Source organism: Flavobacterium sp. GW821-FHT11G01, from assembly GCF_058808175.1.
This window is the reverse complement of sequence record NZ_JBXARK010000003.1, coordinates 359,972-381,360: the sequence shown is the minus strand read 5'-3', so window position 1 is coordinate 381,360 and position 21,389 is coordinate 359,972. Positions and strand designations below refer to the sequence as shown.

17 protein-coding genes are annotated in these 21,389 nt (G+C 31.7%); 3 read left to right on the top strand and 14 right to left on the bottom strand.

Going from position 1 to position 21,389, the window contains the following annotated elements; genetic code table 11:
• Positions 1-15 precede the first annotated feature (15 nt).
• Positions 16-903 carry a ComEA family DNA-binding protein gene (locus AC1RRN_RS08610; protein ID WP_492966909.1) on the bottom strand — a complete coding sequence of 296 codons (888 nt, stop codon included), beginning with the start codon at positions 901-903 and terminating at the stop codon, positions 16-18.
• Between the two features lie 272 nt (positions 904-1,175).
• On the opposite strand from AC1RRN_RS08610, the gene AC1RRN_RS08605 reads away from it, so the two are divergent.
• Entirely contained in the window at positions 1,176-2,627 is a 1,452-nt protein-coding gene (locus AC1RRN_RS08605) for an amino acid permease (RefSeq protein ID WP_492966908.1), read from the top strand.
• A gap of 70 nt (positions 2,628-2,697) precedes the next feature.
• Here the strand turns inward: AC1RRN_RS08605 and AC1RRN_RS08600 are convergent, their stop codons facing one another.
• The 7 genes from AC1RRN_RS08600 to AC1RRN_RS08570 all read right to left on the bottom strand — a co-directional run bounded on the left by AC1RRN_RS08600 (position 2,698) and on the right by AC1RRN_RS08570 (position 13,177).
• Positions 2,698-2,925 (bottom strand): PspC family transcriptional regulator, encoded by a 228-nt coding sequence (locus tag AC1RRN_RS08600; protein ID WP_026985787.1) that lies wholly within the window; start codon positions 2,923-2,925, stop codon positions 2,698-2,700.
• A gap of 74 nt (positions 2,926-2,999) precedes the next feature.
• Positions 3,000-4,271, bottom strand: a complete 1,272-nt coding sequence (locus AC1RRN_RS08595; RefSeq protein WP_492966907.1) for a DUF2851 family protein — start codon at positions 4,269-4,271, stop codon at positions 3,000-3,002.
• A gap of 69 nt (positions 4,272-4,340) precedes the next feature.
• Positions 4,341-4,823 (bottom strand): 3'-5' exonuclease, encoded by a 483-nt coding sequence (locus tag AC1RRN_RS08590; protein ID WP_492966906.1) that lies wholly within the window; start codon positions 4,821-4,823, stop codon positions 4,341-4,343.
• An 84-nt stretch (positions 4,824-4,907) separates the two neighbouring features.
• The gene (locus tag AC1RRN_RS08585; protein ID WP_192185711.1) at positions 4,908-6,269 is read right to left on the bottom strand and encodes a pyridoxal-phosphate dependent enzyme; all 1,362 of its coding nucleotides are present in this window, start codon (positions 6,267-6,269) and stop codon (positions 4,908-4,910) included.
• A gap of 48 nt (positions 6,270-6,317) precedes the next feature.
• A complete protein-coding gene (locus AC1RRN_RS08580) occupies positions 6,318-8,300 on the bottom strand; it encodes a putative porin (protein WP_492966905.1) in 1,983 nt (660 codons plus the stop codon).
• Positions 8,301-8,476: 176 nt separating this feature from the next.
• Positions 8,477-10,045, bottom strand: coding sequence for a RagB/SusD family nutrient uptake outer membrane protein (locus AC1RRN_RS08575; RefSeq protein WP_492966904.1), 1,569 nt, complete (start codon positions 10,043-10,045; stop codon positions 8,477-8,479).
• Between the two features lie 9 nt (positions 10,046-10,054).
• Complete coding sequence (locus tag AC1RRN_RS08570) at positions 10,055-13,177, bottom strand: SusC/RagA family TonB-linked outer membrane protein (RefSeq protein ID WP_492966903.1); 3,123 nt, start codon at positions 13,175-13,177, stop codon at positions 10,055-10,057.
• Between the two features lie 560 nt (positions 13,178-13,737).
• Between AC1RRN_RS08570 and rnhB the strand changes: the two genes are divergently transcribed.
• The gene (rnhB, locus tag AC1RRN_RS08565; RefSeq protein WP_492966902.1) at positions 13,738-14,406 is read left to right on the top strand and encodes a ribonuclease HII; all 669 of its coding nucleotides are present in this window, start codon (positions 13,738-13,740) and stop codon (positions 14,404-14,406) included.
• Positions 14,407-14,456: 50 nt separating this feature from the next.
• On the opposite strand, the gene AC1RRN_RS08560 is transcribed toward rnhB, so the two are convergent.
• The 6 genes from AC1RRN_RS08560 to AC1RRN_RS08535 all read right to left on the bottom strand — a co-directional run bounded on the left by AC1RRN_RS08560 (position 14,457) and on the right by AC1RRN_RS08535 (position 19,333).
• A complete protein-coding gene (locus tag AC1RRN_RS08560) occupies positions 14,457-15,308 on the bottom strand; it encodes a nuclear transport factor 2 family protein (protein WP_492966901.1) in 852 nt (283 codons plus the stop codon).
• 170 nt (positions 15,309-15,478) lie between these two features.
• Positions 15,479-16,078, bottom strand: a complete 600-nt coding sequence (locus tag AC1RRN_RS08555) for an NAD(P)H-dependent oxidoreductase (RefSeq protein ID WP_492966900.1) — start codon at positions 16,076-16,078, stop codon at positions 15,479-15,481.
• Between the two features lie 78 nt (positions 16,079-16,156).
• Positions 16,157-16,975, bottom strand: a complete 819-nt coding sequence (locus AC1RRN_RS08550) for an AraC family transcriptional regulator (protein WP_492966899.1) — start codon at positions 16,973-16,975, stop codon at positions 16,157-16,159.
• 28 nt (positions 16,976-17,003) lie between these two features.
• Entirely contained in the window at positions 17,004-17,702 is a 699-nt protein-coding gene (gene lipB, locus AC1RRN_RS08545; RefSeq protein ID WP_492966898.1) for a lipoyl(octanoyl) transferase LipB, read from the bottom strand.
• Positions 17,703-17,707: 5 nt separating this feature from the next.
• Entirely contained in the window at positions 17,708-18,460 is a 753-nt protein-coding gene (locus AC1RRN_RS08540; RefSeq protein WP_492966897.1) for a hypothetical protein, read from the bottom strand.
• 144 nt (positions 18,461-18,604) lie between these two features.
• Complete coding sequence (locus AC1RRN_RS08535) at positions 18,605-19,333, bottom strand: hypothetical protein (RefSeq protein ID WP_492966896.1); 729 nt, start codon at positions 19,331-19,333, stop codon at positions 18,605-18,607.
• A gap of 321 nt (positions 19,334-19,654) precedes the next feature.
• Here AC1RRN_RS08535 and lysS point away from each other — a divergent pair, with 321 nt between their 5' ends.
• Complete coding sequence (gene lysS, locus AC1RRN_RS08530; protein WP_492966895.1) at positions 19,655-21,358, top strand: lysine--tRNA ligase; 1,704 nt, start codon at positions 19,655-19,657, stop codon at positions 21,356-21,358.
• Positions 21,359-21,389: the final 31 nt, after the last annotated feature.

Genomic DNA, 21,389 nt, shown 5'->3' with positions numbered 1-21,389 from the left:
TGTTGGCTATTTTTTTTAGAACTCCAAATATAAACTAATTATTTTTGCTTTTTCAACAGGAAAACCTTTAATTTTTGACAAATCCTCAATATTTTTAAAATTTCCGTTCATACTCCTATACGTGACGATTTGTTTAGCCAATGCATATCTGAAATATGAAAACTGAGACAATTCTTTTAAAGAGGCATCATTTATTGCTATCTTTTTAAAGTTTACAGGTATTACCACTTTAAAATGAGAATTCAATTCAGCAATAACTGCAGGCGAAAGTCCCCAAACATCATTCATCTGCTCCATAGAAACAAAACATCCTACTATTTCTTTTTGTTTTAATATGCGCAAAGACAGCGCTTCACCAATACCATATATTTTAACCAAATCTTCCTGAGTTGCCTCATTTATATCTAAAATTACAATCTTTTCCTTTTTAAAATCAGCTTTCTTAATAAATTCTTTCTTCTCTGTTTTGAAGTTTTCTTTTTGAATCCAATTAGCAAACTTAAAAAAGGGAGAAATAGTTTTTAATAAGGAATCAGAAATTTTAGTGACTTGTTGAAACTCCTCTGCAGAGTTCACAAATTTATTTTCTTTTCGAAAAGCCAAAAGTCTATCAATTTCCTGAGTAGACATTCCGAGTTTATATCCTTTATAATCCGTAATGAAATTTGGATTATAAAGATAAACCTTTGGTTTCTCCTTATACTTAACAAGCTTAAGAGAATCAATTTCTGATTGCAGAGACATCCATTCCTCTTTCTCCTGGACGTTTTTTTCAGGTGAATTAAAATCAGCATAAAAATAAACCAATTGCAATCCGATAATAATTACAAAAAGTAAAAAAATTCCTGTACGTTGCTGTCTTGTAAATTTAAAATATAACGCGAGCGTTTTAAGATTAGCCATTAAAATAAAATTTTCAATCGTTTTAAAAAGGATAAATTAAGCACTAAAATATCAATTTATTAGGAAAAATAGTAAAAAAATTATTTTTTATTAAATTATTCAATCCGCATTAACACTTTAATTAAATTGATGAATTTCAGTACTTAACAACTACAAACTGCCTATTTTGCATAATTTTTTGATATTTTATAACTTAAAACAATATAATTGTTTTTATTTTTTATAAAAAACGATACATTTGGAGCTTAATAACAATAAACCAATATAATAGTATGTCAATTTGGAAAACTAAACCTCTTTCGGTATTGCTCGGTGAAGCATCCGAATCTGAAAAAGGACTAAAAAGAACCTTATCTTCACGTTCGCTTGTTGCACTTGGAGTTGGAGCAATTATTGGAGCGGGACTATTTTCGCTAACAGGAATTGCAGCTGCTGACCACGCAGGTCCGGCGGTAACAATTTCTTTTATTTTAGCAGCTGTAGGTTGCGCATTTGCGGGACTTTGTTATGCTGAATTTGCATCAATGATTCCGGTTGCGGGTAGCGCATACACTTACTCTTATGCTACTATGGGTGAATTTATGGCCTGGATTATTGGTTGGGATTTAGTTTTAGAATATGCTTTGGGTGCTGCAACCGTAGGTGTTAGCTGGTCTCGATATTTGCTTGAATTACTGGCAAAGTTTCATATTCATCTTCCGCCCGATTTAATCTGTTCGCCATGGGAAACATTAACACTTAGCAATGGTACGGTTATTCATGGAGGAATTATAAATTTACCTGCAATCTTTATTGTTTCATTACTTTCTTTATTATTAATTAAAGGAACTAAAGAATCAGCATCATTAAACAACGTTTTAGTTGTTGTAAAAGTTGCCGTAGTAATCATTTTTATTGTATTAGGATGGAAATTTATTGATCCTACAAACTATACTCCTTACATCCCTGAAAACACTGGTGTTTTTGGAAAATTTGGATGGTCAGGAATTGCTGCCGGAGCTGGTACAGTCTTTTTTGCCTTTATTGGTTTTGATGCTGTTTCTACTGCTGCACAAGAGGCTAAAAACCCTCAAAAAGGAATGCCAATTGGTATTTTAGGGTCATTAGTAATCTGTACAATTTTATATGTTTTGTTCTCCCACGTTATGACAGGACTTGTACCTTATTATAAATTTGCAGGAGATGCAAAACCTGCTGCAACTGCTTTTGCTGTAACAGGATATGACTTTTTACAAACAGGTTTAATCGTGGCTATTTTAGCTGGATATACTTCTGTAATGTTGGTAATGCTTATGGGACAAAGCCGTGTTTTCTATACAATGAGTAAAGATGGTTTATTACCTCCTTTCTTCAGTGAAATTCATGCTAAATTCCGTACTCCATGGAAAACTAATCTTTTCTTTTTAGTATTCGTAAGTTTATTTGCAGGGCTTGTTCCTGTAAGTGATTTAGGGCACATGGTAAGTATTGGAACATTATTGGCATTTGTATTAGTATGTATAGGTGTGATGGTAATGCGTAAAAAAATGCCAGATGCTCCAAGAGCCTTTAGAACTCCATTGGTTCCTTTTGTACCGATTGCGGGTATTGTAATTTGTTTAGCATTAATGTATTCATTACCGAATGAAAGCTGGGCAAGACTTGTAATTTGGATGGCATTAGGTATCGTTATTTACTTTGTTTACGGTAAGAAAAACAGTAAATTAAATAATCCGGAAAAATAATATTCAAGATAAAACATAAAAAAGGGTCATATAAATTATATGACCCTTTTTTTATGTTTTAAAATTACTTTTATAAATCAAATACTGAAGTTCTTTTTGCCCTAATTAAATCTTTTAAACGAATCCAGAATGCTAATGTGAGATAGATTCCAAAACCTAAACCAGCAGTAACAAATGAAATGTAAATAAAAAACAATCGTACACTAGTAACACGCATTCCGAGTTTATCAGCTAATCGTGATGAAACATGAAATCCGTATTTTTCAAAGAAAAATTTAAGTTTTAAAATGGCTGACATTCCTAATTTTAGATTTTAGATTTTAGATTTTAGACAAAAATACAAAATTATCTAATGCTGCATTTTCTAATTATTTAATTATTTTTAAGCAATTCAATTCCAATTGCACATCTTAAACAAGCTTTATTATTACAATATTCATTCTTGAGTTCCAGTAAAGTTTGAGTTTCAAATGCATTTTTTGAAAGAACTCCAAAACTCTCAAATTTATCAATTACGGCATTTTTTTCAGGAGAAACTTCATTCATAAATAAGATAAGATCTTCAACATTAAATCCTCCAATTTTATTTGAATATGCAAATTGTAAAGGAATAATAGTATTTACAATTAACAAGTCTATAAATGATCTTGATAAAGCTTTCGGCTTCTTTGAGCTTTCTTTATCAAACTGATAATGGTTTTCCCAATATAAACTTGTTGTAACGTTTAACAGACCATAAACCTCTTTGGCAGACTTTAGCATAATTACTTTAGAAAATAAATTCTGATGCTTATTGTATAAACTCCCTAACTGCGAAAGCCGTATTGTTGGAAAATTATCCGGACGATGCTTAAAAAATTGAAGTGGATCTGTATACACCTTATCTAATTGATATTTATGCAAAAGATAAAAATATCTAATTTTCAAATCATTAAAATATACATCTTCTTTTTCAAAATCTAATAAACCTGAAGTTCCAAAAAGCAAAGCTTCAAGATTTTCAATTTCGAAACTTTCCTTTCGAATGATAGAAAACGGAATTGATTTAGCGATTTGTAAAAAAGTATTTCCATTAGTGTTTAATCCAAAATTCTTCGCTAACAAAGAGAATAAAACAGACTCCCAATCGTAATTCGTCTCTTCTAACAAATCATAAATAAATTTCGATTTTCTTTCCAGACGATCAAAAAATAATCTTTCCTGCCAATTTTTAAAAACAAATTCATCAATTTGAGCAATTTGCTTTTCACAAGAAATCCAGGATTTTGGAGATATTAAAGACTGATAATTATTTACCACTTCTAATGAAACATAATCTTTTAGGACTAAAACAGGAATTTCTGTATTGTTTTTATTAAAGATTTCTGTATCGTGTTCCCAAACTACATGCAAAATTACATTTTCATAAGCCGGATCTTTTTCATGATGATGCACATACCAGTCAGATGACCTTAAATGGATTTCAACATTTCCAGCCCATTTCTGAGTTCCAATTTTAATCTGAGCATTAAAAAAATCCGGGCCTGAAAGTTCTAAATAATCTCCTGTCTTAATAATTACAATTGGATCATTTTGAGTTGTTCTTAAATTCAAAGTTTCAAACTTCTTGAATTTCCAGAGATAATGAAGAAAGTCTTCTCTCATTTTTAAGCTTATTTTAAAATTAAAAAGCTTAAAAATAATAAAAACTAGTACTAATCTTACAAAATAATATTATTTTAACAAATACAACTTAGCGCAAGCACGCGCATCAGATAAAGCTTCATGATGATTTAAGTGAATTTTCATTTCACGACAACAATCACTTAGTTTGGTTGGTTTTAATCCTTTTGCTTTGTAAATTTTAACCGTACATTCCCAACGTGATGCAATATTCAAATCTTCATATTGTAAACCGTAAAGCGCCATTGATTTCATTAATACATTACGATCAAAACTTTCATTATGCGCTACAATTACTCTATTTTTTAATCTTCTTTCGATTTCAGGAAATACCTGAGAAAAAGATTTTGCATTAACTGTATCACGAGGATAAATACCATGAACCTGAATCGTAAACGGATTATATATGTTATTTGGAGGTTTAATTAAAGAAACAAACTCATCAACAATAATTCCGTTTTGAACCGTAACTATTCCGACAGAACAAGGATGATAACCCGTAGCGGTTTCAAAATCTATGGCAGTAAAATTCATTTTTGAAATATTCTAGCTAAAAAAATCCATAAATCAAAGTCTTAAAACTCCGATTTATGGATTTATAATGTTATTAAAATTGTCTTATTTTATAGATCCAATAATATCATATTTTGTAATAATATGATGTTTTCCATTTCCCAAATCTACCAAAACAGCATCATTTTCTTTGGTAAATAATTTAGAAACTTCTTCAATCGTAGTTCCTAATTTCACAATCGGAAAAGGTTTTCCCATTACTTCCTTAATTGGTTTTTCTGCAACATTTTTATCCGCAACATAACTTCTAAACAAATCTGTTTCATCAACAGAACCAACAAATCCGTTAATATCTACTACCGGAATTTGAGAAATTTTATACTTACGCATACGCTCGATAGCATGTGACACTAATTCTTCGGTACGAACAACGATCAATTCTTTATCGATATGATCTTTAATCACATCTTCGGCTTTCGTTACGTTTTCTTCTAAAAATCCACGCTCGCGCATCCAGTCATCATTAAACATTTTACCTACATAGCGACTTCCTGAATCATGAAAAAGAACGACAACGACATCTTCTGGCTTAAAATGTTCTTTAAGCTGTAAAAGGCCTTTAATACAAGCGCCGGCAGAATTTCCAACAAAAATAGCTTCTTCCATTGCAATTTTTCTCGTATAAACGGCAGCATCTTTATCTGTTACTTTTGTAAAACCGTCAATTAAAGAAAAGTCGACATTTTTAGGTAAAATATCTTCCCCAATTCCTTCTGTTATATAAGAGTAAATTTCGTTCTCATCAAAAACTCCGGTTTCATGATATTTTTTAAAAACAGAACCATAAGTATCAATTCCCCAAATTTTGATGTTTGGATTTTTTTCTTTTAAGTATTTTCCAACTCCAGAAATAGTTCCTCCGGTTCCTACTCCAACAACAAAATGAGTGATTTTTCCATCTGTTTGTTTCCAGATTTCTGGTCCGGTTTGCTCATAATGTGCTAATGAATTTGATAAATTATCATACTGATTTACATACCACGAATTTGGTGTTTCTTCTGCTAAACGCTTTGAAACTGAATAATAAGAACGTGGATCTGTTGGCTCAACATCAGTAGGACAAACTACAACTTTGGCACCAACAGCGCGCAAAATATCCATTTTTTCTTTTGACTGCTTGTCTGATATTACACAAATCAATTTATATCCTTTGATAATTGCTACCAATGCCAATCCCATTCCGGTATTACCCGAAGTTCCTTCGATAATAGTTCCGCCCGGTTTTAATCTGCCGTCTGCCTCTGCGTCTTCAATCATTTTTACGGCCATTCTGTCTTTCACAGAATTTCCAGGATTAAAAGTTTCGACTTTTGCCAATACTAACGCATCGATTTCAGCAACAATTTTGTTGAGCTTTACTAAAGGTGTATTACCAATTGTTTCTAAAATATTTTTTGAAAAGTCCATTTTATGTTTATTTAATATTTGGTTCTAAAAATCTAAATAGTCCTAATTTTATTGGAAGAAATTCCAAACTAAACCAAATCGGATAACAAAATCACGATATGGATTATTAGGTGCCGAATAATAATCGCTTTTTGCAAATAAAGCATTAATATGTTCGGCTTTTAAATAAAATCTAGTCTGGCGAATTCTGGCGTTTACAAAAAGATCGAATAATGGATAACCTCCAATTTTTTTCGTATCCTGAACAAAAAATTCACCAATAACAGGATTATAATCATTTCCGTAGTATTTGGTAAAATAATTAAATACAACTCCTGTCTGCATATATAATGCTTTTTTGAAAAAATAACTGGAATAGTAAAACGTATTTCTAGTTACAAAATCAGGAACATTCAAAATCAAATCTGACTGATCTACTTTTTGATACAAAAGCGTATTGTCTAATCCAAATGGGCCAAATTTAAACTCCTTACTGGCTTTTATGGACAAATAATTAATTACATTTCCATATTGTTCAGGCTTTATGATTTGAGTATATGCTAAAGCTTCTGCTGGACTGGAATCATCTTTAAAATACAAATGATCTTTTAAAACAGAATACTCAACTTCAGCATTTAACCAAGGTGTAAAAACATTGGCGCTGAGTTGATTTATTTTTTCATTCTTAAAATTATTGGACCAATTATATTTAACGTAACTGCTTTGATATAAATTATAGTTGTTATTTGGTAACTTATTTAAGTTTCTATATCTAAAATCGAATTGAATTTTCTCATTTAGATTGTATCTCAATTTTGCATCTAAATCAGAAAGAGATTGATTTGTAATTGATCTTGTATATAAAAAACGACCATTCCACTTATTTTTTTGATATTCATATTGTCCTCCAACATTATTAATCTGCAGAAATAAATTATCAGGAATAGCAGTACCATCACTATTTACGATAATTCTGTCATATTTATAATTTGATCTGTAATCGTCAACAAAAAAATTGAATTTTCCCAAAAGTGAATTTTCATAGGCAAGTCCAACCTTATTGTATAATTTCTCAAAACGAGTCTCATCATTTATATTGCTACTAGCATAAGATTCTCCAAAACGTTCAACCTGTTGACTTGGTCCAACTGTAGGTGTTACAATCGAAAGAACGGTTGGTTGCAAGTATTGAAAATATTTATATTCATAATTAAATTGATGTGTTACATACAAATTATTACTACCATCTTTTGAGTTTACTCTGAATGCATGGTCAAAAAAGAAACGTCTTCCTTTTAATAATGATTTTGCATCAGTCAAAAACACTTGCAATCGTTGACGGTTTTTAAAATCCGGGTCTTCACTCTCAAAATTTTCAGAATTTGTAATTCCGCCATTTTCTTCGTTGGTAATATCCTGGAATGTAGCATGAGCATTTAAAACATATCTTCTATCTGTTGTAAAATAACTAGTCGTAAAACGAAAATTTCCTGCACTTACTAATTGATTTATATAATCACCTTCAGAACGCAATCCTCTGTACGCTGCAGAAAAATTTAGATTCTTAGAAGTATTCAGTGTTATAAATGAATCTAAGTTTTGTCCTTTGTTTATTGTTGTATTAAAAAAAAGCTCGGTTAATGGCGTTGCAACAGAATAATATCTTATATCGCTGACTTCCATATAATCAAAATGTTTGCCTTTGAAACCAATTTCCGGATAAGGAGAAAAATCAGTTAAACTATATTGTATTGTATTATAAGTTTGCCCAATATTAGAAAATGGCAAAAGACCAAAATTATCTTTTCTTAAATAGTTTTGCTTGTACGCACTTTTTAATGTTAGTGACGTATCGGCATAAATAGTATCATGTTCTAACGTATAAATCTTATATTGATCAATCTTTGCTATTAAAGCCTTTTTCTTTTTTACTGTATCAGTTATACTTGAATATTTTGTATTCATATCTAAACTGTTTTTTGAACTCGTTTTTTCCTGAGAAAACAATAATGTGGGTACAATTAATAGATATAGAAAAAAGAATATTCTCATTTGATAGCTTTATATATAATTATTTTGGCAAAATTTGTCAAGCAAAGGTAAAAGATAAAAACGTATAAAAAAACAAATCATTATGATTGAGAACTTTTTATATCGAACTAAAGCTGAATAAAAAAACCCTCAATCAAAAATGATTGAGGGTTTTAGAAAATCAAAATATTTATTTTTTACCAACCTGGATTATTTTGTCCTTGTAAACCTGGATTAGTATTTATTTCAGTTTGTGGTAATGGCCATATGAATCTACGATCAGCATATGGAATAGCAGCAATAGGAGTTGTAATAACATAACTGTTACCTAATACATACGCAGCAGTAGCAGGAGTAGCATTAGCTACTTTTGCAGGAATTCCAACAATAGGAGCTAAATCATCACCTTGTAATCTGTGAATATCAGCCCATCTACGACCTTCTTGTAAAAACTCAATTCTTCTTTCTTTAAGAATAGCAGCTACCATAGTAGCATTTGTAGTAAAAGAAGCAGCAGTATAAGCCTGAGTTGCTGGATTAGCTAAAGATCTATTTCTAATAGAATTTAACAAAGTAAGAGCTGTTGGCAAGTTCGACAAACGAGCCTGAGCTTCTGCCATATTCAATACTACTTCTGCATATCTGATAACTGGAGCAGCATCTGACATGTTTGTAATATCTGTATACTTATTAGTATATTTTATACCAGCTGAAGTGAAAATCATTTTTCCATCTTCTCTACGTTTGTCATCAGCCAACCATTGTGGATCTCTCCAAAGAATTGGGCTAATTGCAACTAAACCTCTATTTTTTAATATACTTGCCAAAGCAGCATTAGTCTGTGGATTCATTGTTGCAGAATGCGCAATAGAGAATATAGACTCAGTGTTAGTTAAATTACTTGCTAACACGAAAGGAGTAGCCGGATCAGCCGTTAATGTATAAAGACCATTTAATTTAGTTCCTTCAGCAATTACATTTGCCCAGTCTCTTTTTTGAAGATAAACTCTGGTTTTGAATGCGATTGCAGCAGATTTTGTTGCTTTAGAAACTACTCTTCCCCCAGCAAAACCATTTGATGTAATCAATTTTTCAGCATCATCTAAATCAGCTAAAACTTTTGCATAACATTCAGCAACAGTATTTCTTGGTTTCTGTTGTTCTGTTGCTACTTCAGCAGCTGTATTTACACCTACTTCTCTGTAAATAATTCCAGGATGTGTTGCACCAGCTGTAAAATTATATGGTTTTGCAAAATTTGTTAAAATTTCAAAATGAGTAATTGCTCTTAAAAATTTAGCTTGTCCGATATAGTTATCACCAACTGCTTTTGTAATAATACCTTTAGCAACTGCATCAGTAGTTCCCTCAATCATAAGATTACATCTACCGATTAATCTATAACCGTCAATCCAGTAATATACATTATTTGCTGTAGTAGGATCATAATCCGCCTGATAAGTTAATTGGTAAAAAGTAGCCATGTTAACAACATCTTCACCTCTAGCTTCTCCTTGTTCAACAAAAGCAGCTCCCCAGATATAACCTCGACCACCATTTGGACTGGTTGATGCAGCATTATATTGTCCAATTGCAGCAGCATTATAAACACCATTCATGTAAGATTCTATTAATGAAGGGGTTGCAAAAGCATCTGTATCTGCAATATTGTTTATTGGAGTTAAATCCAATATTTTTTCTTCTGTACATGAGCTCATCCCGAGTACAACTACAGAAAGTAAAATTGTTTTAATTATATTTTTCATATGTTTTTTTTATAAACTTACATTTATTCCAACTGATATTACCTTAGAACGTGGAGTACCATTAATGTCTACTCCATTTGTTTCCATTTCAGGGTTAATACCTTTATAGTCTGAAATTAACCAGATATTTTGTGCCTGAGCAAAAACTCTAAAATTATCAACACCAATCTTATCCATTAACATCTTAGGTAATGTATAACCTAAACTAATATTATCAAGTGAGATAAAATCACCATCCTCAACGAAACGAGTTGAAGCACTTCCTGAAAGGTTTGTAAATGTATTTGAACTTGCATATAATCTTGGTGTCCATCCGTCTCCAGGATTATCAACACTTTGCCATCTTCCTAAAATCTCTGTTCCGTTGTTGTTAAAGTTTTGGTTCATCAATTCTCTTCTTGTAGCGTTAAAAATCTTATTTCCACCACTAAATCTAATCATGAAACCAAGATCAAGATTCTTGTATTTCATACTTGATGTGAATGAACCGTAATATGTTGGTAAAGTATTTCCTAAAACAGCTTTATCAGTAGTAGCTAATGTTGCAGCTGCTCCAGCAGTTCCAGGATTAGCAGGATCAAAAACAGTATAAGTAGACGTTGCCAAGTTTCCTTGTACTAAACTACCATCCGCTTTGTAGTAAACTGGGTTACCATTTGCTTTATTTACACCCCAATATTTAAATCCGTATAAAGAGTTAAGAGATTCACCCTGTCTGATAATGATATTTGGTGCTATGTTAACGATATCCTGAGATGTACCAAAAGATGAAGAACCTCCTACAATATCTTGTCCATTAACTAAACCAGTAACTACGTTTTTAGTAAGAGTTAAATTAGAAGAAACATCCCATGTGAAGTTAGCATTGTTTATTGCTTTGAAACTTACAGCAAATTCATATCCTTGGTTGTACATTTTACCAACGTTAGAATTGATAATACTGTTAGGAACACCTAATGAAGGAGCTACAGGAGCAGCTAATACTAAACCGTCAATATCATTTTTATAATAGTCAAATGCTACAGTCAAACGATTGTTGAATAAGCCTAAATCTACACCAAAATCAATTTTATTACTAGTTTCCCATTGTAATTGATCATTACCAAATTGATAGTAACCAATACCATTTAAAGAACCATATGGAGAACCAATCATAAGTCCTTTTGAAGGATAAGCTGCACTATTTAATACATCAACGTTACCAACTTCAGAGTAAGAACCTCTAAATTTCAAATCAGAAACAGTACTACTGATTCCTTCCATAAAACTTTCTTTAGAAACTGTCCAACCTGCAGAAACTCCAGGGAAGTTATGGTATCTAACATCTTTCTCAAATTGAGAAATTCCATCACGTCTAAGAGAAGCTTGTACAAAATATTTCTCTTTATAGTTGTATGTAAAACGACCTAAATATGATATAATTCCTTTTTCAGAAGCACTACCACCAGAATCTTTAGTAGCATAAGTACCTGTTACTAAATTTTGATCGTAGAAATCACTTAAAATATCTGTTCCTGAACCCCATAATATTTTAGTACGTGATTTTTGGTACTCAGCAACACCTGTTAAACCTAAATTATGATCTTCAGCAAAAGTATGCTTGTAATTCAAAATATTTTGCCAGTTCCATCTCAATAGATTCGTGTTATCCTGATACAAAGATCCATTAACTCCACGTCCGTCTCCATGTACTGGGTTCCAATATTGGTAACCATCTGTTGAAGCATTATCTCCACTTACTTGTAATTTATAACTTAAGTCAGAAGTAATTTTTGCATTTGCAAATGCACTTACTAAAATTCTCGTAGTTGTAGATTTATATTTATTATGATCAAGAACATAAAGAATATTTGTAATGTTATCTCCTGCTGGGTCAGTATTATCCCATTGACCTACAGTTTGTCCATTTGCTGAAAGATTATATCCAGTTGGGTCAGCAGCATCGTAAATTGGCGTATTAGGCAACTGTCTAGTAGTATTAAAAATGTTACCTGACAAACCATTTGCATTGATATTCAATCCATTATACTCTGTTCTACTTACAGCTAAATTAGTACCAATACTTAACCATTTGTTGATATCCTGATCAATGTTAGTTCTAACAGAATATTTTTTCATATCATTAGCTAAATTGATACCATCTAAATCTGTTATCCCTAAAGACAAATAATACTTTGTTTTTTCAGAACCACCACTGAAGTTAAGATTATGAGTAGTTTGAGGAGCATTTCTTAAAACTGCACTTTGCCAATCTGTATTATATGCACTTCCAAAAGCCCATGGAGCTTGACCTCTATTTGTTCTTTTTTCATTAGAAATAACCAAGAAATCAGGAGTTTGTAACAAATCATATTTTTTAGCTGCACTAGCAACACCAAACACACTTGAGTAAGTTACTTTTAAAGAACCTTTCTTTCCGCTTTTAGTAGTAATCAAGATTACACCATTAGCCGCTCTCGAACCGTAAATAGCGGTTGCAGCACCATCTTTTAATACATCAAAAGATTCGATATCTTCTGGGTTAATATCCGCTAAACCATTTGTAGCAGAAACACCACCAATATCACCAGAATAAATAGGCACACCATCAACAACGATTAATGGCTCAGTACTTCCAGAAATAGATCCAACACCTCTAATTCTAATTTTTGGAGCACCACCAATGATACCAGTATTTGTTAATACCTGAACTCCAGTTGCTCTACCAGCTAAAACACCCTCGAAAGAAGGAGTAACTAAGTTAGCAATGTCTTTTCCTGCAATTTTAGAAATAGAACCGGTTACTTCCTTTCTTTTTTGAACACCGTAACCAACAACTACAACCTCATTCATTAGTTGAGCTTCTGATTCCATTTCAACATTTACTGTACTTGCACTTCCTACAGTAACTTGTTTATTATTCATACCTACATACGAAAAAACCAAAACATCACCAGTCTTTGCTTTAATAGAATAACTACCATCAAAGTCAGTCTGAGTATTTGCTTTTGATCCTTTCACAGCAACATTTACTCCTGGAATAACACCTGTTTTATCAGATACTTTTCCAGTGACAGTTCTCTCTTGAGCAAAAGAAAACTGCATAGATAACGCTACAAGGAGCGTAAAAATCCATTTAAATTTTAATTTCATTTTAATTTATTTTGAATTAGTATGCGGCAAACATCTTAATTATTTCTTAAAATAACAAACTATTCAATTTAAATTTTTTCAATATTATTAACAATACCTTAATATTTTCCTGAAAAATATAACGCAAGTTTGTATTTAATAAATCAATTCCTATAAAAAAGATCAAAAAACAAGTGGTTTTGCTTTAAAATTGTTAACATATTTTAACATTTCAAAATTTTAAATACCAAACCCGTAAAAAAGATGAACAACTTTTATTAAGATCGTGATTTTTACAATGAATTTTGAGCTTTTGATAATTCCAAGCATTTTTAACATCATAATGTAATTTATTTGCCGGTATTGCGTTGATTTCTTTCAAAATAATTCAAAAAAAGAAAGCAAAATGAAAAATTAATAGAATAAAATTTAATAAAAACCCAACAATACTATATCTCAGTTACTAAATAATTAAAGAATAGTTGGGTAAAAATCCCAAAACAATTCTCAATTCAAATTTTGAAAGATTTATTATTATCCTTTTTTAGAAAAATTTATATTTGCTATTCAAAATAAAAAGCATGCTTCAACTTAATTATTCAGGACATATATTTGAAACCGGAACTGATGAAGCTGGCCGTGGCTGCCTGGCCGGACCCGTTACTGCTGCTGCAGTGATCTTACCTGCCGATTTTGAAAACCAAATTTTAAATGACAGTAAGCAATTATCTGAAAAAGAAAGATTTCTTTTAAAACCAATTATTGAACAACATGCTGTTTGTTTTTCAGTAACACATTTATTTCCAGATGAAATTGACGAAATAAATATTCTTAATGCTTCTATGAAAGGAATGCAGGAATGCATCTTAAAATTAAATCAAAAGCCAGATTTTATTATAGTGGATGGGAATCGCGCCCTGAATGCAAAATTAGGATTGAAAAATTCTTATGGAAGACAATTTTCTGTTGAAGAAATAGAATTATTAAAATCAATTCCGAATCAGAGTATAATTAAAGGAGATGCGAAATTTTTAAGTATTGCTGCTGCTTCTATATTGGCAAAAACTTACCGCGACCTTTATATGGAGCAAATTCATGAAGAATTCCCGATGTACAACTGGAAACAGAATAAAGGCTATCCAACTAAAGAACATCGTGACGCCATTCGCGAACATGGCACTACAAAATATCATCGAATGAGTTTTAGACTCTTACCGGAACAATTAGAACTTGATTTTTTTGAACACTAAAAAAGGCTTATCGATTTGGATAAGCCTTTTTTAATCTTAACTAATATATACTATTTTTTACTTTTCAAGAATTCAGCAAATTGTTTGGTATCAAAATAAAATGGTCTGATTGCTGTAATTTTTCCATTCTTTAAATCGAAATGTTCAGAAATTGGCATCAAAAGTGTTTTACCTGATTTTTTTGCTTTGCATTTTATAGTAAAATAAATAATTACTTCGTTTTTAGTAGCATCACTAAAATAAACCGGTTCTTTTTCTATTTCCAAATCAAAAAACTCACTTGATTTTGTATACATTTTTGTCCATTCGTTAAAACCAACATAAGTACCACCATAAGGCAATCCTTCTGCCTGATTATAAATCGCTGCTTCTTCGATTATGGCTGCCATTTCATTAAAATCTCTGGTTTTAAAAAGGCATTCGTAATATTTTGCGACAACTTTAAAATTATCAGCTTCAAGATTTTGTAAAATTTCAGATTCTGATAAAGTAACTTCCTTATCCCAAAAACCAATAATTTTACTTATCTGGCCTTTCCCGTTTAATCTGGCAAAATCACGACCTGCCATTATCGGCTTGTTTTTTGAATCGAGAATTTTCCAATCCCAGGTTACATAATTGTCTTTTACTATTTTTGAATCTGATGTTAATATGGCATCCGGAAACTTTTTATAAAACTCGTTTATAACATTATTCAATGCAACTGCTCCTTTTATAGACGCCGAAGGATCCTCGAAAGTACTGTCGTCTAACCAAATTGTTTTTATTAATTTTAACCTTGCATCACTATTATGTTCCTGCCAAACTTTTTCATAAACAGTAATTGGGTTTAATTTATCCTTCTTTTGAGCAAAAACATTGTTTAAGATAAAAAGGAAACAAAGAAAGTAGATTTTTCTCATAAGCTGCAAAATTAGATTTGATTAATGTTTCATTAAAAGTATAAAACCAAATTTACCATAAAAAACATTATAAAATTACAGCGCTTTCATAATTTGCTATCAATTCAAAATCCAGGCTTTTAGAAAATCATTTTTACATTTTTTGCAATATTCTCTTTAAAAATAAATTTCTATTCAAAAACAACTGATTCATTGCTAGACTCAAAAGCATTTATGATCTGATTTTTCCATTCTGAAATACTTTCTGCCAAAACACGATCTGCCTGATCAAAATAGTAATGATTTTGAATTTCTAAACCACAATAATTAAAAATTCCAATATCTGAAGTTAATGACAAAGCTTTATCCATTCCTATTGCTTCATATTCTGTATTTGATTTTCCGTGAGAATTAATAATTATCGTGCTTTTTCCGGTTAATAATCCTTTTTGAATGCCTTCATCATATCGATAAGCAAATCCGTAGCTAAATACCCTATCGATATAACCTTTCATAATTGAAGGCATTCCTGTCCACCAAATTGGGTAAATAAAGATAATTCGATCTGCCCAAGTGATAAAATCCTGTTCTGTTTTAACGTCATCTGCCACTTTTCCGATTCTTTGCCCCTGCATATCTTCTAAAGAAAGAACCGGATTAAAATTGATTGCATTTAAATCGCGAACAACAACTTCTTGCCCGGATTTTTCTAAACATTCAAGAACAGTTTGCTTGAAGAAATGATTTAAACTAGCTGGATTTGGATGTGTGTAAATAATTAAATTTTTCATGTTTTCTATTTTTAAGATTGAACATGACAAATCTAAAACACAAGCTTCGGCGACAATTGTAAGAAAACGAAATGAGACTTATTCTGCTTTTGAACTGCAGATATCGTTTTGAAATTTTAGAAATTTAGTTGGAGAAATATTCATATAAAATTTAAAGTCATGAATGAGCTGACTTTGGTCATAATAACCACATTCTTCGACAATAGTTAACCAATCTGTTTTGGATTGATTTATTATGTTTTTTTGAATTTCATTAACGGCTTTTAAAAACCTTTCGTAGCGATTTATTTCTTTTATGGTATATCCAAAAACCTTTTTCTGATTCAGCTGAATGCTTCTTTCTGTTTGATTTACCTTTGAAGCAATCGCTTTTATCGGATTTAGATTTTCTTCTTTAAAATCGGTTAAAAGTGTTGTGATTTCGTTTTGTTCCCTAAGATACGGCTTACAGAAATCTAAAATATAAGCGACACGTTCTACAACATCAGAAATTTGTTGAAGCTCTTCCCATAAAAGACTGAAGCAATTTTCCTGAATTAAGGCATCGGGATGAATTGGCAAAGAATCAAACAGTACATTTCCGAAGAATCTATAGAAAGCATCTTCTTTAAAATTGGCGACTAAAATTTCTGAATTGGGTTTTAAAGTATAATCGAAAGCCTGTTTTATAGGACCTAAAACAATGCATTTTTCAACTTCAAGAATAGTACTTTGCTGTGACTTTAAAGTCGATTTGACTCCGAAATTAAAAACTAAAATGGTTTGAAAACTCGGCAATAAAGTTTTTGTAACGGGAAAATTAGTTTTGTTTTCTGCGAAATAAAAATGAGAAAAAACAGTTTCAAATGCTAAAGGAACAGCAATTCTATAATTGTTATTTTCTTCAGCATTTTTCATACTATTTTATATTTTAGAAAGCTTTATTCTAAACAAATTCGGCTTCAAACAATTGGGTTAAATGTTTAACGATTTTGGCTTTTACTTCTTCTTCTTCAACTTTTTCAACACCAAGTTCTACTTGTAATGAAGTAACGCCTTTTCCGCGAATTCCACACGGAATAATATTATCAAAATAACCCAAATCTACATTTACATTTAAGGCAAATCCGTGCATGGTAACCCAGCGTGAAGCGCGAACACCAAGCGCACAAATTTTACGTGCAAACGGAGTTCCAACATCTAGCCAAACGCCGGTTTCGCCTTCGCTTCTACCGCATTTTAAACCGTATTCTTCTAAAGTCAAAATAATAGATTCTTCGAGAAAACGTAAATATTTATGAATATCAGTAAAGAAATTCTCTAAATCCAAAATCGGATAACCTACAATTTGTCCGGGTCCGTGATACGTAATATCACCACCACGATTGATTTTATAAAAGGTTGCTCCTTTGGCTTCGAGTTGTTTTTCGTTTAATAGTAAATTCTCTAAATCACCGCTTTTCCCTAAAGTATAAACATGCGGATGTTCTACAAAAAGTAAATAATTTGGCGTCTCTAAATCAAGTTCTTCTCTTCTATTCTTGATTTTTAAGTCGACTATGTCTTTAAAAAGTTCTTCCTGATATTCCCAGGTTGATTTATAATCTTTACTTCCTAAATCTTGAAGTTGGATTTTTTTATTCATTTTTATTATTTTTCAAACTCAACGTCAAAGTTAAGTTTGTCAGGATTCTCCATATAATCCGTGAAAGGGTATTGAATTGTAATTGTTTTTCTATCGTCGCTAAACAATGCATTTGGGTTTGAAACCTTTTTTACACGTTTAGGAAAATGATACTTAATAATATAATTAGAGGAAGCAAACATCATTTTAGACATATCTGCTGTAGAATCAGCCGCTTTTTCAGTAAGTTTTTGCTTCTCTATTATTGCTTTACGGGTAAATTTCTTTCCGTCGTAAGTATAACTTAGTTTACTTTTATTATCTCCTAATCCTGCAAACGGCGTTGAAGGAGCAGTTCCGCCTTCTAGTTTTTGAAGAGCACTCATTGATTGTAATATATCCTGCAGCTCATTTACACTTTTAAAATCAGTCGCAATGTTCATTAGAAATTGTTTTTGCTCTCCATTCATTTTTATATTTAAAACAAAATTCTCCAGTTTTTTAATTTCTTTTTGCGCTTCTGGTGATAATTTTGAAATACTATCTTGTTTTTCTGCAATTAACTGTTTGAAAGTAAAAGTAGAGTCGATATTTTTTTTGGCATCTGCTCCCATTTGGTTTCCGAGTTGATCGCCCGCCATTTCCATTAAAGCCGAACCATCTACATCTACAGAAAATTTTCCTGTTCCGTTATCGTTGATATACATGTTTTCGGTAAAAGTACAGCTTGTAAGCGTTGCCAGTAAAAAAGAAAAACTAAGTAATTTATATAATTTCATCATGGTTAATTTTTTATCAAATATACGAAGAGTATTTTATTTTTAAAGGTTCTGATCCCGAAGCTTCGGGACTGAGATTCTATCCCGAGGTTTCGGGACTAAGTTTTTATTGGATTGACTTCAGGTTTTTTTGAGTATTTATGTTTAATTACTATTTGACTCTAAAACCACTTCTAAATTCGTCATTTCCGGATTTTGTAAACAATCTGAAAGTTGAAATTCTAAGGTTAATGATTTTTTATCAGGGCTCAGAATCGCTTTCTCATTTGAAACTGATTTTATTTTTCCCGGAAAATGATATTTTAAAATATAGGATTGTACTAATTTATATTTAGCATATGTTTTTTTTCTTTCTTCGAGCATTTTTTTATTGCGATCAAATTCTTCGCGATCAACAATAACTAAATTCCTTTTAAAAACAGACCCGTCGAAAGTATATTTTATTTTAAAAAATTCTTTTGAAACCGGATAATTTTCTTTTAAAGAATTTGCTAAACTAAGGCTTTCATAGATATTCGGCAATTCTTCTATTTTTTTAAAGTCAGAAGAAATTACATTAAAATTTTCCATTTGAATTGGATCTAGCTTTACATGCATTTTGACATTGGCATGTTCCTGAAAAAGTGCCTGATCCGCTTTATTAAATTTCACAAACGTTTCTTTGTATTTTGTTATATAATCCTGGAAAACAAATATTGTATCTGTGAATTTTTCTGAGCTTTTAAGAGGACGACCTAATTGCATATAACTATTTTCGTCTCGTAATTGAAAAACCTCAATACTTCCGCTTCCGTCCGGATTGATATTTATGGTTTCAGTGATTTGGCAACCTGATAATAGAATTAGAAATAGAAAGACTTGTATTTTATTCATTTTTTTGGAAAGGTTCTGAGGTTCTGAGTTGCTAAGATACTGAGGTTTTTTGTTTAATTTCTTTCAGAAATAATATTTCATAAATTTTTGTAAACATCTCAACTAAAACGTCTTTTGAAAACAAAAACATCTAAACTAGCCCCGATAGAAGCGGTATCCTTTTTTGTCCCGTTTTACAAACGGGACAAAAAAGATACAAGTGGATAGCGGGACAAAACGAGATTGAAAACACGAAAATTTCTGCTTCAAAAAATCTAAAATCTGCATTCTGAAATGTACATTCTTTTCTTTATCTTTGCAGACTTAAAAAAAGAGCACAAAATGGCATTATCAGAACAAGAAATCATTAGAAGAGAAAAACTTCAAAACTTACGCAACTTAGGAATCAATCCTTATCCGGCTAATCTTTTTCCAGTAAATCATACTTCAAAGCAAGTGAAGGAGTCTTTTGAAGAAGGTAAGAAGGTGATCGTTGCGGGACGTTTGATGAGTGTTCGTGATCAGGGAAAAGCTTGTTTTGCTGAGTTACAGGATAGCGAGGGACGTTTGCAATTGTATGTGAATCGCGACGTTTTGTGTGAAGGTGATGATAAAACATTATACAACACTGTATTTAAAAAATTAACTGATTTAGGTGATTTTATTGGTATTGAAGGTGAATTGTTTACTACGAAAGTGGGTGCACAATGTATTCGCGTTGACGGATTTACTTTCTTAAGTAAAACACTTCGTCCGCTTCCTTTACCAAAAACGGATGAAGACGGAAACGTTCACGATGCTTTTAATGATCCTGAATTGCGTTACAGAATGCGTTATGTAGATTTAACAGTGAATCAGCACGTTAAAGATACTTTTGTGAAACGTACGAAGTTGTTTAGCGCTATGCGTGGTTATTTTAACGATGCAGGTTATTTGGAAGTTGAAACTCCGGTTTTACAACCAATTCCGGGTGGTGCCGCGGCGCGTCCGTTTACTACGCACCATAATTCGCTTGATATTCCGCTTTACATGCGTATTGCAAACGAATTGTATTTAAAAAGATTAATTGTTGGTGGTTTTGAAGGTGTTTATGAGTTCTCTAAAAACTTTAGAAATGAAGGAATGGACAGAACGCATAATCCTGAATTTACCGCTATGGAAATATATGTAGCCTACAAAGACTACAACTGGATGATGAAATTTGCAGAAGGTTTGCTTGAACATTGTGCGATTGCTGTAAACGGAACTAGCGAAGTTACTTTTGGTGAGCACAAAATCAACTTTAAAGCACCTTATGCTCGTGTTACGATGACAGATTCTATCAAACATTTTACTGGTTTTGATATTTCCGGAAAAAGCGAAGACGAATTGTTTGAAGCTGCCAGAGGAATGGGAATTGACGTTGACAAAACAATGGGTAAAGGAAAATTGATTGATGAAATTTTTGGAGCTAAATGTGAAGGAAATTATATTCAGCCAACTTTCATTACTGATTATCCTAAAGAAATGTCTCCGCTTTGTAAAGAACACCGCGATAATCCTGAACTTACAGAGCGTTTTGAATTGATGGTTTGTGGTAAAGAAATTGCAAATGCCTATTCTGAATTGAATGACCCGATTGATCAGCGTGAGCGTTTTGAAGACCAAATGCGTTTGTCTGAAAAAGGTGATGATGAAGCGAACGGAATTATCGATGAAGATTTCTTAAGAGCGCTTGAATATGGTATGCCTCCAACTTCTGGAATGGGAATTGGTATGGATCGTTTGATTATGTATTTGACAAATAATGCTTCTATTCAGGAAGTTTTATTGTTCCCACAAATGCGTCCGGAGAAAAAACTAGCTCAGATTGAATTGTCTGATGAAGAAAAATTCATCGTAGATCTATTGAAAGGAAATGAAAATAAAATGGATCTTCAGCAATTAAAAATTACTGCTAATTTAAGCGGTAAAAAATGGGACGCATCTATGAAAAATTTATCTAAACATGGTTTGACTAAAGTTGCTGTTGAAGGCGAGTTTAAGATGGTTGAATTGGTGGGATAGTTTTAAATCTTATCTTATTATAAATATAGCC